At 66.6% G+C, this 15,273-nt stretch carries 17 protein-coding genes; 13 read left to right on the forward strand and 4 right to left on the reverse strand.

From position 1 onward, the window contains the following. Positions 1 to 3: 3 nt before the first annotated feature. Together AC5P8Z_RS06035 and bioA are read right to left on the reverse strand one after the other, a co-directional pair. Positions 4 to 741 (reverse strand): 16S rRNA (uracil(1498)-N(3))-methyltransferase, encoded by a 738-nt coding sequence (locus AC5P8Z_RS06035; protein WP_495228452.1) that lies wholly within the window; start codon positions 739 to 741, stop codon positions 4 to 6. Beyond that, positions 732 to 2,123: an adenosylmethionine--8-amino-7-oxononanoate transaminase gene (gene bioA, locus AC5P8Z_RS06040; RefSeq protein ID WP_286069503.1), complete on the reverse strand. Its 1,392-nt coding sequence runs from the start codon at positions 2,121 to 2,123 to the stop codon at positions 732 to 734. The genes AC5P8Z_RS06035 and bioA overlap by 10 nt, the downstream gene beginning before the upstream one ends. A 77-nt stretch (positions 2,124 to 2,200) precedes the next feature. Between bioA and nudE the strand changes: the two genes are divergently transcribed. The 10 genes from nudE to AC5P8Z_RS06090 all read left to right on the forward strand — a co-directional run bounded on the left by nudE (position 2,201) and on the right by AC5P8Z_RS06090 (position 9,717). After that, positions 2,201 to 2,764: an ADP compounds hydrolase NudE gene (nudE, locus tag AC5P8Z_RS06045; RefSeq protein ID WP_286069501.1), complete on the forward strand. Its 564-nt coding sequence runs from the start codon at positions 2,201 to 2,203 to the stop codon at positions 2,762 to 2,764. Next, a complete protein-coding gene (gene cysQ / locus AC5P8Z_RS06050) occupies positions 2,761 to 3,564 on the forward strand; it encodes a 3'(2'),5'-bisphosphate nucleotidase CysQ (protein WP_286069500.1) in 804 nt (267 codons plus the stop codon). The genes nudE and cysQ overlap by 4 nt, the downstream gene beginning before the upstream one ends. A gap of 13 nt (positions 3,565 to 3,577) precedes the next feature. After that, a complete protein-coding gene (gene mazG / locus AC5P8Z_RS06055; RefSeq protein ID WP_495228454.1) occupies positions 3,578 to 4,417 on the forward strand; it encodes a nucleoside triphosphate pyrophosphohydrolase in 840 nt (279 codons plus the stop codon). Beyond that, entirely contained in the window at positions 4,414 to 4,743 is a 330-nt protein-coding gene (locus AC5P8Z_RS06060; protein ID WP_286069498.1) for a YnfA family protein, read from the forward strand. The genes mazG and AC5P8Z_RS06060 overlap by 4 nt, the downstream gene beginning before the upstream one ends. 160 nt (positions 4,744 to 4,903) lie before the next feature. Further along, on the forward strand, positions 4,904 to 5,206 hold the full coding sequence (locus tag AC5P8Z_RS06065) for an Mpo1-like protein (protein WP_286069497.1): 303 nt from the start codon (positions 4,904 to 4,906) through the stop codon (positions 5,204 to 5,206). A gap of 66 nt (positions 5,207 to 5,272) precedes the next feature. Further along, complete coding sequence (locus AC5P8Z_RS06070; protein ID WP_049431762.1) at positions 5,273 to 6,232, forward strand: SPFH domain-containing protein; 960 nt, start codon at positions 5,273 to 5,275, stop codon at positions 6,230 to 6,232. 1 nt (position 6,233) lies between these two features. Then, positions 6,234 to 6,677, forward strand: coding sequence for an NfeD family protein (locus tag AC5P8Z_RS06075; RefSeq protein WP_495228455.1), 444 nt, complete (start codon positions 6,234 to 6,236; stop codon positions 6,675 to 6,677). Between the two features lie 144 nt (positions 6,678 to 6,821). Continuing rightward, entirely contained in the window at positions 6,822 to 7,934 is a 1,113-nt protein-coding gene (gcvT, locus tag AC5P8Z_RS06080) for a glycine cleavage system aminomethyltransferase GcvT (RefSeq protein WP_286069493.1), read from the forward strand. A gap of 93 nt (positions 7,935 to 8,027) precedes the next feature. Next, on the forward strand, positions 8,028 to 8,423 hold the full coding sequence (gene gcvH / locus AC5P8Z_RS06085) for a glycine cleavage system protein GcvH (RefSeq protein ID WP_286069492.1): 396 nt from the start codon (positions 8,028 to 8,030) through the stop codon (positions 8,421 to 8,423). Between the two features lie 775 nt (positions 8,424 to 9,198). Beyond that, entirely contained in the window at positions 9,199 to 9,717 is a 519-nt protein-coding gene (locus AC5P8Z_RS06090) for a hypothetical protein (RefSeq protein ID WP_495228456.1), read from the forward strand. A gap of 120 nt (positions 9,718 to 9,837) precedes the next feature. On the opposite strand, the gene AC5P8Z_RS06095 is transcribed toward AC5P8Z_RS06090, so the two are convergent. Next, on the reverse strand, positions 9,838 to 10,731 hold the full coding sequence (locus AC5P8Z_RS06095; protein WP_286069489.1) for a LysR substrate-binding domain-containing protein: 894 nt from the start codon (positions 10,729 to 10,731) through the stop codon (positions 9,838 to 9,840). A gap of 114 nt (positions 10,732 to 10,845) precedes the next feature. Between AC5P8Z_RS06095 and AC5P8Z_RS06100 the strand changes: the two genes are divergently transcribed. Continuing rightward, positions 10,846 to 11,604 (forward strand): SDR family NAD(P)-dependent oxidoreductase, encoded by a 759-nt coding sequence (locus tag AC5P8Z_RS06100; RefSeq protein ID WP_495228458.1) that lies wholly within the window; start codon positions 10,846 to 10,848, stop codon positions 11,602 to 11,604. A gap of 141 nt (positions 11,605 to 11,745) precedes the next feature. Here AC5P8Z_RS06100 and AC5P8Z_RS06105 read toward each other — a convergent pair whose 3' ends face one another. Continuing rightward, positions 11,746 to 13,146: a serine hydrolase domain-containing protein gene (locus tag AC5P8Z_RS06105; RefSeq protein ID WP_286069486.1), complete on the reverse strand. Its 1,401-nt coding sequence runs from the start codon at positions 13,144 to 13,146 to the stop codon at positions 11,746 to 11,748. 325 nt (positions 13,147 to 13,471) lie between these two features. Here AC5P8Z_RS06105 and AC5P8Z_RS06110 point away from each other — a divergent pair, with 325 nt between their 5' ends. Together AC5P8Z_RS06110 and AC5P8Z_RS06115 are read left to right on the forward strand one after the other, a co-directional pair. Then, on the forward strand, positions 13,472 to 14,761 hold the full coding sequence (locus AC5P8Z_RS06110) for an NTP/NDP exchange transporter (RefSeq protein ID WP_495228929.1): 1,290 nt from the start codon (positions 13,472 to 13,474) through the stop codon (positions 14,759 to 14,761). Between the two features lie 76 nt (positions 14,762 to 14,837). After that, on the forward strand, positions 14,838 to 15,188 hold the full coding sequence (locus AC5P8Z_RS06115; protein ID WP_286069485.1) for a DUF1304 domain-containing protein: 351 nt from the start codon (positions 14,838 to 14,840) through the stop codon (positions 15,186 to 15,188). Positions 15,189 to 15,273 lie beyond the last annotated feature (85 nt).

Here is a 15,273-nt window from a genome sequence, read left to right on the forward strand (position 1 = left end):
GCCTTATCCCAGATCTCCCAACCGCGCCTGCAACGCCGCGATTGCAGCCAGGCCTGCCGTCTCCGTACGCAGGATGCGCGGGCCGAGTTGCAGGCCCTGGAAGCCTGCTGCCGCCAGCTGATCACGGTCGCGCGGCGACCAGCCGCCTTCCGGGCCGATCGCGATCACGATGCCGCCTGCCGGCGCCGCGTCCAGCGTCGACAGGCGATGGGCACCGAGCGGGTCCAGCGTCAGCCGCAACGTGCCGGCCGGCAGTACCGCCGCTGCCTGCGCCAGTGACAACGGCGATCCCACCTGCGGAATGCGCGCGCGACCGGACTGGCCGCAGGCCGAGGTCACCACGTTGTTCCAGTGCGCCACGCGTTTCTCCGCGCGCGCGGCATCCAGCTTCACTTCGGTTCGCTCGGCGTTGACCGGAATGATCGCGGCCACGCCCAGTTCGGTGGCCTTCTGCAGGATCAGGTCCATCTTCTCGCCGCGCGCGATGCCCTGCAGCAGGGTGATCGCCAGCGGCGATTCGTTGCCCACAACCTGCACGGCGTCGATGCGCACCTGTACCTCACGCTTGCCGGCTGCGGTCAGCGTGGCGCTGTAGTCGTTGCCGTCGCCGTTGAACAGCACGCAGGTATCGCCTTCGCGCAGGCGCATCACCCGCACCAGATGGTTGGCGGTCTCTTCCGGCAGGGTCACGGTCTGGCCGCTGTGCAGCGCCAGGTCGATGGGGCAGCGGGTCACGCGCATGCAATCGCCTCGTCGATGGCTGCCAGCGTGGTATGTGCCAGCAGCTCCAGTTGTTCGTCATCCACGCAGTAAGGTGGCATCCAATACAGCACGTCGCCCAGCGGGCGCAGTACCACGCCACGCTTCAGCGCGGCCTTGTAGGCGTGCAGGCCCAGTCGCAGCGCCGGGTCGAACGGGGTGCGCTTGTTGCCACCACGCGACAGCTCGAAGGCCACCACCATGCCGGCCTGGCGCACATCGGCCACATGCGGATGGTCGCTGAATGGCGCTGCCAGCGTGCCCATCACCGAGGCGATGCCACGGTTGCGGGCGATCACATCGTCGTCGCGGAAGATGTCCAGCGTCGCCAGCGCAGCCGCACAGGCCAGCGGATTGCCGGTGTAGCTGTGCGAATGCAGGAAGGCGCGCTCGCGCGAATCGTCAAGGAAGGCGTCGTACAGTGCCTGCGTGGCCAGTACGGCGGCCAGCGGCAGGAAGCCGCCGGTCAGACCCTTGGACAGGCACATCAGGTCCGGCATCACGCCAGCCTGCTCGCAGGCGAACAGCGTGCCGGTACGGCCGAAGCCGGTGGCGATCTCGTCGGCGATCATGAATGCGCCGTGTGCGTCACACAGCTCGCGCACCCGCTGCAGGTACACCGGGTCGTGCATGCGCATGCCACCGGCGCACTGAAGGCGCGGTTCCAGGATCACCGCGCAGATCTCGCCCGGATGCTGGTCGAACAGGGTCGCCAGGCCATCGGCGGCCTGGCGTGCACGATCAGCCGCACTCTGGCCCGGCTCGGCCAGGTAGGCATCGGGCGAGGGTGCGAACAGGCTCTCGGCCAGCAGCGGTGCGTAGACGCGGCGGTACAACGGGATGTCCGCCATCGCCAGCGCACCCAGGGTCTCGCCGTGGTAGCCGTTCTCCAGCGCGACGAAGCGGGTGCGCCGGGGTTCGCCACGGTTCTGGAAATACTGGAAGGCCATCTTCAGCGCGACTTCCACGCCGGCCGAGCCGTTGTCGGCGTAGAACACCTTGGCCAACGGCGCGCGGCCGGGCTGGCGTGGCGCCAGCGCCAGCAGGCGCTCGGCCAGGGTGATCGCCGGCTCGTGGCCGAAGCCCGCCAGCATCACCTGTTCCAGCTGCCCGGCCTGCGCCGCGATGGCGCCGCCGATGCGCGGCTCGGCATGGCCGAACAGGTTGGTCCACCAGCTGCTGACGGCGTCCAGGTAGCGGTTGCCGTCGTGGTCGATCAGCCATGCGCCTTCACCACGGGCGATCGGTACCAGCGGCAAGGTGTGCGGGTGCTCGCGCATCTGCGTGCACGGGTGCCACAGCACCTGCAGGTCGCGTTGCCGCCAGTGCTGGGCCAGCGGGGAGGGGGTTGGGTCTGCTAGCATTTCGGGCTCATGAACATGTTGCTGCCTGCACATTCTATCGGCCCCGGCGCTGGCGCCGGCCGCCGCGGAGATTCCGCATGAACGATGACCGTGCCGGCCGTCGCTTGCCGATCATCCATCGGATCACCGATGAGGAAAACGGCCCCTTCCAGCGCCAGCACCTGGACCTGGAGTTCTCCAACGGCGAACGCCGCCGCTTCGAACGTCTGGTCAGCCGTGGCCATGGCGCGGTGGTGGTGGTACCGATGCTCGACGACGAGACCGTGCTGCTGGTACGTGAATACGCCGCCGGCATGCACCGTTACGAACTGGGCCTGGTGAAGGGCCGGATCGACGCCGGCGAGAGCCCCGAGCAGGCCGCCGACCGCGAACTGAAGGAAGAGGCCGGTTATGGCGCGCGCCGGATCGACGTGCTGCGTGCGATGACCCTGGCCCCCACCTACATGAGCCATCAGTCGTGGCTGGTGGTGGCACGCGATCTGTACCCGGAAAAGCTGGCCGGCGATGAGCCGGAGGAACTGGAAGTGGTGCCGTGGAAGCTGGCCGACCTGGACCAGCTGATGCTGCGCGAGGACTTCTCCGAGGGACGCTCGCTGGCGGCGCTGTTCATTGCTCGCCAGTGGCTGCAGGGAACGCGATGATCAAACTGACCACGGACCTGCGCGAGACCGCCATCGCCATCGCCCAGGAAGCCGGACAGGCCATCATGCAGGTCTATGCCGATGGCTTCGAGGTGCAGATCAAGGGTGACAACAGCCCGGTCACGGCCGCCGACCTGGCCGCCAACCAGGTCATCGAACAGGGTCTGCAACAGCTGACCCCGGACCTGCCGATCCTGTCCGAGGAATCGGTGCAAGTGCCGTGGGAGCAGCGCCGTCACTGGGGCGCCTACTGGCTGGTCGATCCGCTCGACGGCACCCGCGAGTTCGTCAAGCGCAATGGCGAGTTCAGCGTCAACATTGCCTTGATCTACCAGGGCGCACCGGCCTTCGGCGTAGTGTTGGCACCCGTCACCGGCATCGTCTGGCATGCCATGCGTGGCGAGCTGGCCTATCGACGGCAGGGCCTGCACGACACCGTGCTGCGCACCCGTACGCCGGCCACCGCCCCGCTGCGCGTCGCTGCCAGCCGCTCGCACCGCTCGCCGGAAACCGAGGCGCTGCTGGCGCGCATGGGCCGCATCGAGACCATCGCGCAGGGCTCGTCATTGAAGTTCTGCCGGATCGCCGAAGGCGGCCTGGATGTCTACCCGCGCTTGGGCCCGACCTCCGAATGGGATACCGCCGCCGGCCAGTGCGTGCTGCATGCCGCCGGCGGCGCGGTGCTGTCTGCCGCGACCGGCAAGCCGTTCCGCTACAACCGCCGCGAAACCCTGTTGAACGGCGATTTCATTGCCCTCGGCGACACCAGCCTGCCGTGGCGCGACTGGTTGTCCGATTGACCCTGGAGGCCGCATGAGCGCGCACGACACCCCCATCACCGGCAGTGCCGCAAGCAGCGAACTGGAGCGCCTGCTGGCGATCATGGCGCGCCTGCGCGACCCGCAGGGCGGCTGCCCGTGGGATCTGGAGCAGAACTTCGCGACCATCGCGCCGTACACCATCGAGGAAGCCTACGAGGTGGCCGATGCGATCGACCGCGGCGACCTCGACGACCTGTGCGACGAACTGGGCGACCTGTTGCTGCAGGTGGTGTTCCATGCGCGCATGGCCGAAGAGCAGGGCAGCTTCGCCTTCGCAGACGTGGCCCGCGCGATCAGCGACAAGATGCAACGCCGCCACCCGCACGTGTTCGCCGAGGTCAGCGTCGATGATGCCGACGGGGTGATGCGCAACTGGGAGGCGATCAAGCGCGCCGAGCGTGCCGCCCAGGGCGAGCAGGACACCTCCGCGCTGGCCGGCATCTCGCGTGGCCTGCCTGAATGGCAGCGGGCGGTGAAGCTGCAGTCGCGCGCGGCCAAGGTCGGGTTCGACTGGCCGGGCCCGCTGCCGGTGCTGGACAAGGCAGCCGAGGAACTGCAGGAGCTGCGCGAGGAGTTCGAGCGCGGCGACATCGCCGGCAACAAGGCGCGCCTGCAGGAGGAGCTGGGTGACCTGCTGTTCGTCTGCGCCAACCTGGCCCGCCATGCCGACATCGACCTGGGCGCGGCGCTGCGCGGTGCCAACCACAAGTTCGAACGCCGCTTCCGTGCGATGGAAGCGCAGGCCGACGCGCAGGGTGAGGCGTTGGCCGCGATGGACCTGGAGGCGCAGGAAGCGCTGTGGCAGCACGCCAAGGCAGCGGAGAAGGCGTGAAGACACTCGGCCTGTTCCTGCTGACCGCGCTGGCCGAGATCGTCGGCTGCTACCTGCCGTGGCTGTGGCTGCGCAAGGGCGGCAGCATCGGGTTGCTGCTGCCGGCGGCCGCCAGCCTGGCGCTGTTCGCCTGGCTGCTGACCCTGCATCCCACCGCCAGTGGCCGCGTCTATGCCGCCTACGGTGGCGTTTACATCGGCACCGCGCTGTTCTGGTTGTGGCTGGTCGATGGCATCCGGCCCAGCCGCTGGGACATGCTGGGTGCGGCGCTGTGCCTGGCCGGCATGGCAGTGATCATGTTCGGGCCGCGCACCTCATCGGTGTAGGGCCGGGCTTGGCGGTTCTGTAGAGCCGAGCCCACGCTCGGCTGCGCTTGCTTCCGACCACGCTGGCACGCGCAAGCCGAGCATGGCTCGGTGCTGCAAGACAGCGCAGCGCCCCCCGAAAGGCGCATGATGGGCCCGACCATGGCCCCGGAGCACGCGCATGTCCAGCTTCGCCAGCTTCCGCGAGTTCTATCCGTTCTACCTCAGCGAGCACCGTCATCCGGTGTCGCGCCGGCTGCACTTCGTCGGCAGCTGCGGGGCGCTGCTGCTGGTTGCGGCGGCGATCCTGCGCGGGCAACCCATCCTCGTGCTTGCCGCCCTGTTCTGCGGTTACGGCTTCGCCTGGGTCGGTCATCTCTTTTTCGAGAAGAACCGTCCGGCGACCTTCCAGCATCCCCTGTACTCGTTCATGGGCGACTGGGTGATGTTCACCGACATCCTGCGCGGGCGGGTGCCCTGGTAGCGTCGCTGTACCTGCCGGCTTCACGCGCTATGCTGGGGACTGGGCGACATAGATAAGGAAAGCGCGATGTTCCCGACCATGTTCTTTACCGTGGTACTGGCCTTCGTGGCCGTGGTGATCCTGTTCAAGGCGGTGCGGATGGTGCCGCAGGGGTACGAATGGACCGTCGAGCGCTTCGGGCGCTACACGCACACCATGACCCCCGGCCTGCACTTCCTGATCCCGATCGTGTACGGGGTGGGACGCAAGGTGAACATGATGGAACAGGTGCTGGATGTACCCAGCCAGGAAGTGATCACCAAGGACAATGCCGCCGTGCGCGTGGATGGCGTGGTGTTCTTCCAGGTCCTGGATGCTGCCAAGGCGGCCTATGAGGTGGCCAACCTGGAAGTGGCGATGATCGCCCTGGTGCAGACCAATATCCGTACCGTGATCGGCTCGATGGACCTGGACGAATCGCTCAGCCAGCGCGAGGTGATCAACGCCCAGCTGCTGAGCGTGGTCGACCATGCCACCAACCCGTGGGGCGTGAAGGTCAACCGCATCGAGATCCGTGATATCCAGCCGCCGCGCGACCTGCTGGATGCGATGGCGCGGCAGATGAAGGCAGAACGCGAGAAGCGCGCGCAGATCCTGGAAGCCGAAGGCTCGCGGCAGTCGGAAATCCTGCGCGCCGATGGCGAGAAGCAGGCCACCGTGCTGGAAGCCGAAGGCCGCCGCGAGGCTGCGTTCCGCGATGCCGAGGCCCGCGAGCGCCTGGCCGAGGCCGAAGCCAAGGCAACCCAGATGGTGTCGGCGGCAATTGCCGAAGGCGACGTGCAGGCGATCAACTACTTCGTGGCCCAGAAGTATGTGGAAGCATTCAAGGAGCTGGCCAGTTCGCCGAACCAGAAGCTGGTGCTGATGCCGATGGAGGCCAGCGGTGTGATCGGTTCGATCGCCGGCGTGGCCGAACTGGCCAAGCAGGCACTGGGCGACCAGAACAACAAGGCCGCGGGCAAGCGACCGCCGCCGATCGGAGGCTGACATGCGCTGGGAGGTCGTAGGCTGGGGCGCGCTGGCACTGCTGCTGTTCGCCGCCGAGGCGCTGGCGCCGGGTGCGTTCATGCTGTGGATCGGCATCGGCGCGGCGGCTGTGTTCGTGCTGGTGGCGGTGTTCAGCGGCATTCCATTGCTGTGGCAGGTCGTTGCCTTCGTCGTGCTGAGCGTGGTCGCGATCCAGTGCTATCGGCGCTGGGGCAAGGCAAGGGCGCGGCCCAGCGATGCGCCGTTGCTCAACCGCCGTGCCGAGCAGCTGGTCGGCCGGGTGGTGCCCTTGCAGCAGGGCATCGTCGATGGGCTGGGCCGGGTCAGCATCGATGATGCGTACTGGCAGGTCAGCGGCCCGGAACTGCAGGCCGGCAGCCTGGTGCGGGTGGTGGCCGTGCAGGGCACGGTGCTGGTGGTCGAGGACGCAGGCCGCCCCCTGTAGAGCCGAGCCCACGCTCGGCTCCCCCACGAAAAGCAGCCGGGCATGGGCTCGGCTCTACAGCGCCGGCGCTGCGCTGCGGCACGCCTGCGGCCGACCGATCTGGGATAATGGGGATTCTTGTTTCCTCTGCTGCCGGACCCGGTCATGACCCAGAAGACGCTGCTCAACGATACCCACCGCGCCCTCGGCGCCAAGATGGTCGATTTCGGGGGTTGGGACATGCCCATCCACTACGGCTCGCAGCTGGACGAGCACCACCTGGTGCGTCGCGAGGCGGGTGTGTTCGACGTCAGCCACATGACCGTGGTCGACCTGCGCGGTGACCAGGTCAAGCCGTTCCTTCGCCGCCTGCTGGCCAACTCGATCGACAAGCTGAAGGTGCCGGGCAAGGCGCTGTACTCGTGCATGCTGAATCCGCGCGGCGGCGTCATCGACGACCTGATCGTCTACTACCTGGGCGACGATTTCTTCCGCATGGTGGTCAACGCCTCCACCCGCGAAAAGGACCTGGCCTGGCTGCGTGAGCAGGCCGCGCCGTTCGGCGTCAGCGTCGAGCAGCGCCCGGACCTGGCCATCCTGGCCGTGCAGGGCCCGCAGGCGCGCGACATCGTGATCGGCCTGGCCCGCGAATCCGAGCGCGAGGCGCTGACCAAGCTGGGCCGCTTCGCTGCCCTGCAGGTGCAGTCCGACGACGGCATCGAGCTGTTCGTTGCCCGCACCGGCTACACCGGCGAGGACGGTTTCGAGATCCTGCTGCCGCAGGATGCCGTGGTCGCGTTCTGGAACCGCCTGCTGGCAGCGGGCGTGAAGCCGGCCGGCCTCGGTGCGCGCGACACCCTGCGCCTGGAAGCCGGCATGAACCTGTACGGTCAGGACATGGACGAAGAGATCAGCCCGTACGAAGCGGCGCTGGCCTGGACCGTGTCGCTGGACGAAGGCCGCGACTTCATCGGCCGCGACGTGCTGGAAGTGCAGAAAGCCGCCGGCACCGCGCGCCAGATGATCGGCCTGGTGATGGACGAGAAGGGCGTGCTGCGCCACGGCCAGGCGGTGACCACCGCGGGCGGCCAGGGCGAGATCCTGTCCGGCACCTTCTCGCCGACCCTGGCCAAGGGCATCGCTTTCGCCCGCGTACCGGCCGGTGAACTCGGCGAAGTCACCGTCGACATCCGCGGCCGGCAGGTGCCGGTGCGCGTGGTCAAGTTCCCGTTCGTGCGCGAAGGCCAGGCCCAGCCCGGCGTGCTCGCCGACGCCTGATCCGAACATGCCGGTCGTCACTGACAGCAGTGACGGCCGGTTGGTTACACTAGCCCCGTTTTTTCCACCCCTGCATATCTCTGGAGCAGTCCCATGAGCGAGATCCCCGGCGACCTCAAGTTCCTCAAGTCCCATGAGTGGGCCCGTGTCGAAGGCAATGGCCGCGTCACCGTCGGTATTTCCGACCACGCCCAGGGCCTGCTGGGTGACCTGGTCTACGTCGAACTGCCGGAAGTCGGCGCCGACGCCAAGGCCGGCGAACAGATCGCCGTCGTCGAGTCGGTGAAGGCCGCCTCGGACGTCTACAGCCCGGTCAGCGGCAAGGTTGTCGAGGTCAACTCGGCCCTGTCCGACAAGCCGGAAACCATCAACGAAGATGCCTACGGCGAAGGCTGGATGTTCGTGGTCGAACTGACCAACGCCGAAGAGGTCAACGAGCTGCTGGATCCGGACGCGTACGCCGAAGCCCTGGAGAACGACGACCACTGAGTCGTCGTTTCCGGGTTCTGCAACGGCCACCATCGGGTGGCCGTTTTTGTTTTGGCGAGTACGTTGGACTCATGACGCAGGGTTTGCTGCGCGCCCTCGACGCGGCATCAGCAGACCCGCGAACGGTACCGAGGAATGTGCGCAGTTTTGCGCAAATCCGCGTTTCCACCCCGCGCCGGCGCGTCCGGATGTGAAAACTTTCCGCCCCCCGTTGCGGTGCCGTTGTGCTGGCGTTGGTGCGGGCGGCGACCGCTGCTGGCGATGCGTGCATGCAGTGGCTGCCAACATGCATGCATCTGCGCGGAGTGCTTATTTCAAGTGCTTTTTGTTCAACGCGTGCGTTGTTGTTGTTGCAGGCAACGTGCGTGCGTGGCGCTTTGCTGGTCGTCGAACGCGGAGCGTGGCGACCGTGCGGGCACCACCGTGGATGGCGCGGATGTGAAAATTTTTCGCGGGGGTTGTTGACAGTAAAAAAAACCGTGATTAGGTTTCGCCTCAGCAGACCTTGCCTGCCCAACCGAGTGCGCAGAATCAATCGTCCGATGCGAAGCAGCCCCTTCAAGACCACCGCGACCCAGATGACGGTGGACATGGCCCCGCTTCCCCCGGAGAAATGCAAGGCACCTTCCGTTCCGATGCCCGCTCCGCCGATCGAGGCGGGCATTGCCGTATCCGTAACGGCGCGCCTGACGCGCCGGCGGTCCCCGCACGCAGCATCCGCGGGTTTGATCCACCTGGGCGTTTCAACTCCCTATCACTGACGAGGAGCCATCCCATGGCAACCAAGAAAGCTGCGAAGAAGAAGCCCGCCGCCAAGAAAGCGGTGAAGAAGGTCGCGAAGAAGGCCGCTGCCAAGAAGGCAGTGAAGAAGGTCGCGAAGAAGGCGACCGCCAAGAAGGCAGTGAAGAAGGCTGCGAAGAAGGTCGCCAAGAAGACCACTGCGAAGAAGGCAGTGAAGAAGGCGGCAAAGAAGGTAGCCAAGAAGTCCACTGCCAAGAAGGCCGTCAAGAAGACCGCGAAGAAGGCCGCCAAGAAGGTAGCCAAGAAGGCCACCAAGAAGACTGCCAAGAAGGCAACGGCCCGCAAGCCGGCAAAGAAGGTCGCCAAGAAGGCCACTGCCAAGAAGGCCGTCAAGAAGACCGCCAAGAAGGCAGTCAAGAAGACCGCGAAGAAGGCCACCAAGAAGGCTGCCCCGAAGAAGGCAGCGAAGAAGGTTGCCAAGCGCAAGCCGGCCGCCCGCAAGAAGAAGGCCGCTCCGGTCGCTCTGCCGGCAACCCCGGCGCCGCTGATCTAAGTACTTCCCGATAGCCGCATCCTGAAACCCCCTTCCCTGGCTGCCCAGCGGGGAGGGGGTTTTTTTATGGGGTGATTTCTGGCGTCGAGCCATGCTCGACGGCCTTTCTGATGATTGACGCTAGCGGTGCGGCACCGGTGGAAAGCGCTCAACCAGGAAATCGATGAAGCTGCGCAGGCGGGTCGAGCGATAGCGGTCATGGGCGTAGACCACGTGCATCGGCCGCCCAGCCTGGCCGTGCTCCGGGAACAGCTGCACCAGACGCCCGGCACCGACGTCCTCGGCCAGGAGCAGCGCCGACTGCAGGACGATGCCCATGTCACGCAACGCCGCTGAGCGCAGCGCTTCGCCGTTGTTGATCCGCAGGCGACCCGAGGGCACATGGTCGAGCCCGCCAGCATCGGCGCGCAACCACTGCGCCAACGCGCTGGGTTCGAAGGACAGGCATTGATGCCGGGAAAGTGCCTGCAGGTCGGAAGGCGTACCGTGCCGGGCGAGGTATCCGGGCGAGGCGCACATCATCAATCGATACGGCGTCAGCGCACGTGCGACCAGCGCGCTGCTGTCGGCCAACGTGCCGATTCGCAGGGCGGCTTCGAAACCTTCCTCGGCGAGGTCGACGACGCGGTCGGTCAGCTCCGCGTCGACACGCACGTCGGGATGGCGCGCCATGTAATCGGCCAATGCCGGTACCAGCGCATGCGTGCCGAAGATCACCGGTGCGCTGATGCGCAGCGTGCCTGCCGGTGCCAGGTGCTGGTGCTGGGCCTGCGCATCGGTTTCCTCCACCAGCCGCAGGATCTCCCGGCAGCGGGCGTAGTAGTCCTCGCCGAACGGCGTCATGTGCTGGCGCCGGGTGGTACGACTGAGCAACTGCATGCCGAGCCGCGCCTCCAATGCACGCAGGTGTTTGCCGGCCATCGTCGCGGAGATGTCCAGTGCTGCTGCCGCAGCGCTGAGACTGCCCTTGTCCACGATCAGCACGTAGACCTGCATGCTTTCCAGCAGGTTCATCTGACACCCCAGGTGTTGAATGCTGAAACCTGTGCGGAGTTTATCAATCAGGGGTGATCAAACAGCATGCATCGCACGGGCCGGAGGCACCGGCCGCGCTGACAGGAGAACACCATGGATCTGAACCTTGAGGGACGTACTGCACTGGTCACCGGGGCGGGCAGCGGCATCGGTGCCGCTGTCGCCAGGCAACTGGCCGCACAGGGCGTGCGTGTCGCCCTCTCGTCACGGCGGCAGCCACCGCTGCAGGCGCTGGCGGCAGAGATCGAAGCGACGGGCGCACCCGCGCCGATCATCCTGCTGGGCGATGTCACCGACGCCGGGGACGTGCGCCGCATCGCCGACGCCGCGCTGGCAGCGTTGCAGCGGGTGGACGTCCTGGTCAACGCAGCTGGTGGCTCGCGGCCAACAACCGTCGATGCCGCCGACATGATCTGGGAGGAGGCAATGGCGCTGAACTTCTCTGCCGCACGACGGCTGACCCAGGCACTGCTGCCGGCGATGCAGGCGCAGGGATGGGGGCGGGTGATCAACTTCAGTGGCTCGATGGAGCCGCGCGCAGTGAACGCGGCCACGGCGGCCAAGGCGGCACTGCATCTGTGGAGCAAGGGTCTGTCGTCCGAGGTGGCCGGGCAGGGCATCACGGTGAACGCAATCGCGCCAGGACGGATCAACAGCCCGCAGATTCTTGATCGCCTGCATCCCACCGAGGACAGCCGGCGCGAATTCATTGCGCGCAACATTCCGATCGGGCGCTTCGGCGAGCCGGATGAAGTGGCGCCGCTGGTGGCCTTCCTGGCTTCGCCGCTGGCCGGCTACATCACCGGTGCGGTGATTCCGGTGGACGGCGGCATGCACTACTTCGCGCACTAGCGCTCCGAAGCTGTAGAGCCGAGCCCATGCTCGGCTGCCTTGCGCCAGAATTCCGCTCAGCCGAGCACGGCTCGGCTCTACACAACAACAAAAAGGGCGGCCCATGGGCCGCCCTTCATGCTTACGGTCGAGCCCGCCTGATCAGCGCGGGGACGCCACCGCGCGGTTGCTCGAGGCACCCTTGCCCTTGCGCTTGTCCTGCTGCGCCGGGGTTGCGCCTTCGGCCATCAGGTTGTCGCTGCCGAAGTCGGTGTCCACATCCAGCCAGCGCTGCGCCGGCAGGCCGAGCGCGGAATCGAGCACGGTCGGCAGCAGGCCGCTGGGCAGGCCGCTTTCGCCGTTCCACAGGATGGCGATGCCGAGATCGCGTTCCGGCACCAGTGCCACCAGGCCGCGGTAGCCCTGCACGGCACCGGCATGGAACACCACGTCGTGGCCGGCGTAGTCGAAGGTGCGCCAGCCCAGTGCGTAGCCGGCCGAGTGCAGGCGCTCGCGGCGCCAGCCCGAACGCATCTCGCCGGGAGTGTTGATCAGGCTGGAGTGCAGGGTGGCCAGCAGCGGCGCCGGCAGCACGTCAGGGCGGTGCCCGGTGTGGGCGAGCAGCCACTGCGCCATGTCGCTGGCGCTGGCATTGACGCCGGCCGCCGGGGCGACGCGGTAGTAGGTCGGCTTCGGCGTCAGCGACACCCAACCGTTGCGGCTGCGCACGTGCGGACGCGCCCAGCGCGAGCTGGCCTGGATGCCAGCCAGGCCGAGGCTGGCATCGTTCATGCCCAGCGGCTTGAAGATGCGGCGCTCGACCGACTGCTCATAGAAGCTGCCGGAAGCGGCGTAGACAACGTCACCGATCAGGCTGAAGGCCACGTTCTGGTAGGCGTAGCAGTCGCCCGGCAGGCATTTCAGGCTGGTGTTGGCCAGCTTCTGGGTCAGCGAGTAGTACTCGGCGTTGCCTTCGATGTCGCGGTCGTAGGCGTTGTAGGGCAGGCCGACGCGGTGGCTGAGCACATCGGCCACCGTCAGGCGGTCGGTGGCTTCGGGCGAGTTCAGGCGGAAGCCCGGTACGTAGTCGGTGACCTTGCTGTCCCAGCGCAGGGTGCCGTCGTTGACCAGCAGGCCGGCCATGGTGCCGGCGAAGGCCTTGGACAGCGACGCCAGGCGGAACACGGTGTGCGCATCGACCGGCAGCGGATTGTTGACGTCGGTAACGCCATAGCCGCGCGCGCTGAGAATGCGGCCGCCCTGCACGATCGCCACCGCCATGCCCGGCACGCGCTCGCCATAGGTGAGCTGCTGCGCCATCGACTCGATGTTGGCGACGTTGAAGCCGGCAGCCGGCGCCTGCACCTGCGGTACCAGGCCGGTGCGGTAGGCCGCGGGCTGGGTGTGGGCAACGGCGGTGGCGGCAGCGGACTCGATGTTGGCCGGCATCGGCGGCAACGGCGGCGGGGTCTGCGCGGTGGTGGACAAGGCAACAGGCATCAACATGCCCAGCAAACCGGTGGCCGCCGAACGGATCGGACGACGCAGGCTGTTCTTTTTCATCGGTTGGACCCGTGCGCGACTGCTTATGGCGATTCTAGCGCCGCTTTTCCTCTATGCACAAACAAAGCGAAGATGAATGCGCATCTCGTTGAAAAAGTTGGAATTTTGACGCTCCGGAAGCGTGTGTCGGAACGTGTCATCCAGGCCCGGTCATGACACTGCGTTGCAGCCTTCAGACGGCCACCTGCTGGCGATGTTGCAGTGCATTGGATAACGTACGCGCTTCACCGCCCCCGGAGCCTGCCATGCCGCTGTCCAACCGCCGTCTTCTGGCGAGGGACACCGCGTGAGCGCGGTGAAGGGCAAGGGGCCGCTGCGTGGGCTGATGGCGGCACTGCGCGAGTCACCGGCGCTGTGGTGGTCGTTCCTGTATTTCTTCTGCCTGCTCAGCGGCTACTACGTGCTGCGCCCGGTGCGCGAGGCAATGGCCGCATCGGCCGACCTGGAGACGGTGTTCCCACCGCTGCTGATCGCCTGGTTCGGAAGCCATGGCATCGCACTGAAGGACTTCGTGCTGCAGTTCCTGTTCACCTGCGTGTTCGTGATCATGCTGGTGCTGCAGCCGGTCTATGGCTGGCTGGTCAGCCGCTTCCCGAGGCGGGTGTTCCTGCCGGCGGTGTACGGCTTCTTCATCGTCACCCTGCTGGGTTTCTACGCGTTGTTTGATAGCGACGTGCCGGGGCGAGGCATGGCGTTCTTCTTCTGGATCAGCGTCTTCAACCTGTTCGCGGTGGCCGTGTTCTGGAGCTTCATGGCCGATGTGTTCTCCAATGCGCAGGCACGGGCCTATTACGGCTACATCGGCGCAGCGGGCACGATCGGTGCCTTCCTCGGTCCGTTCATCACCAGCGTGCTGGTGCAGCGGCTGGGTATTGCCAACCTGATGCTGGTATCCACCGGATTCCTGATGGTCTGCCTGTTCTGCATCTGGCGCCTGCGGCACTGGGCGGTGCTGCGCGAGCGTGAGCAGCGGCTGATGTCGGGAGAAAAACCGATGGGCGGTAGTGTGCTCGATGGCCTCAAGCTGATCGTTCGCGAACCCCTGCTGCGCTGGCTGGCCATCATGGTGCTGTTCGGTGTGGGCATTGGCACCCTCCTGTACAACCAGCAGGCCACGATCGTGCGTGCCTCATTCAATGATGCAGGCGCCGCCACCGCGTTCTTCTCGCGCATCGACCTGGCCGTGAACGCGCTGGCGCTGTTGATGCAGCTGGGCCTGACCCGCTGGCTGCTGTCGCGCCATGGCATTGCACCGGCGCTGCTGATTCCCGGCTTCGCGATCCTGATCGGCTTCTCGGTGCTGGCCGCTTCGCCGATGCCCTTGCTGGTGGCGGTGGTGCAGGTGATGACCCGCGCCAGCGAGTTCGCCCTGGCCAAGCCGGCACGCGAGACGATCTACACCCGCGTGGACCGCCAGTGGCGCTACAAGGCCGGTGCGGCGATCGACACCGTGGTCTACCGCGGTGCGGACCTGAGCTTTGCCTGGGTGCACAAGGGCCTGTCATTGTTCGGCTCGCACGTAGTGTTCATCGGCGGCATGCTGGTGGCCGCGTGCATGACCGCCGCCGCGTTTGGCGTGCTGCGCGAAGAAAAGAAACTGCCACGTGACCGCTGATTTTCCGGGGTCAGATCCCTTTCCCGCGGGGAAAGGGATCTGACCCCATTCTTCTTCCCCGTCCAAGGAACCGCCCATGTACTGGATCGCACTCGCCCTGACCTTGCTGGTCGCACTGCTGCACGTCTATTTCCTGGTGCTGGAGATGTTCCTGTGGACCCGCCCGCTGGGCCTGAAGACGTTCCGCAACACAGCGGAGAAGGCCGAGATCACGCGCGTGCTGGCGGCCAACCAAGGGCTGTACAACGGCTTCCTGGCGGCCGGCATCGTGGTGGGACTGGTGATCGACCAGCCGGTGCTGGTGACGTTCTCGCTGGCGTGCGTGGTGGTGGCCGGGTGTTACGGCGCGTACAGCGTAAGCCGCCGCATTTTCATGATCCAGGCGCTGCCGGCGATCCTGGCGCTGGTTCTTCGCGCGGTGGCGTAGTTTCCAGCCAACGGCGCAGCCCCTCGTGGGTGGTCGCGGAATGCGGGTCATGGGTTGGGTGTGGCGGATGGGCCGTGCAGGGGAC

Source organism: Stenotrophomonas sp. YJH_SMC_17 (genome assembly GCF_059371655.1).

Coding starts and splice junctions, on each gene's coding strand:
- AC5P8Z_RS06065 (WP_286069497.1), top strand. CDS start 4,904: ATGTCCAGCTTCGCCAGCTTCCGCGAGTTCTATCCGTTCTACCTCAGC.
- nudE (WP_286069501.1), top strand. CDS start 2,201: ATGAACGATGACCGTGCCGGCCGTCGCTTGCCGATCATCCATCGGATC.
- AC5P8Z_RS06035 (WP_495228452.1), bottom strand. CDS start 741: ATGCGCGTGACCCGCTGCCCCATCGACCTGGCGCTGCACAGCGGCCAG.
- bioA (WP_286069503.1), bottom strand. CDS start 2,123: ATGCTAGCAGACCCAACCCCCTCCCCGCTGGCCCAGCACTGGCGGCAA.
- cysQ (WP_286069500.1), top strand. CDS start 2,761: ATGATCAAACTGACCACGGACCTGCGCGAGACCGCCATCGCCATCGCC.
- AC5P8Z_RS06100 (WP_495228458.1), top strand. CDS start 10,846: ATGGATCTGAACCTTGAGGGACGTACTGCACTGGTCACCGGGGCGGGC.
- AC5P8Z_RS06105 (WP_286069486.1), bottom strand. CDS start 13,146: ATGAAAAAGAACAGCCTGCGTCGTCCGATCCGTTCGGCGGCCACCGGT.
- AC5P8Z_RS06115 (WP_286069485.1), top strand. CDS start 14,838: ATGTACTGGATCGCACTCGCCCTGACCTTGCTGGTCGCACTGCTGCAC.
- mazG (WP_495228454.1), top strand. CDS start 3,578: ATGAGCGCGCACGACACCCCCATCACCGGCAGTGCCGCAAGCAGCGAA.
- AC5P8Z_RS06110 (WP_495228929.1), top strand. CDS start 13,472: ATGGCGGCACTGCGCGAGTCACCGGCGCTGTGGTGGTCGTTCCTGTAT.
- AC5P8Z_RS06070 (WP_049431762.1), top strand. CDS start 5,273: ATGTTCCCGACCATGTTCTTTACCGTGGTACTGGCCTTCGTGGCCGTG.
- AC5P8Z_RS06090 (WP_495228456.1), top strand. CDS start 9,199: ATGGCAACCAAGAAAGCTGCGAAGAAGAAGCCCGCCGCCAAGAAAGCG.
- AC5P8Z_RS06075 (WP_495228455.1), top strand. CDS start 6,234: ATGCGCTGGGAGGTCGTAGGCTGGGGCGCGCTGGCACTGCTGCTGTTC.
- gcvT (WP_286069493.1), top strand. CDS start 6,822: ATGACCCAGAAGACGCTGCTCAACGATACCCACCGCGCCCTCGGCGCC.
- gcvH (WP_286069492.1), top strand. CDS start 8,028: ATGAGCGAGATCCCCGGCGACCTCAAGTTCCTCAAGTCCCATGAGTGG.
- AC5P8Z_RS06095 (WP_286069489.1), bottom strand. CDS start 10,731: ATGAACCTGCTGGAAAGCATGCAGGTCTACGTGCTGATCGTGGACAAG.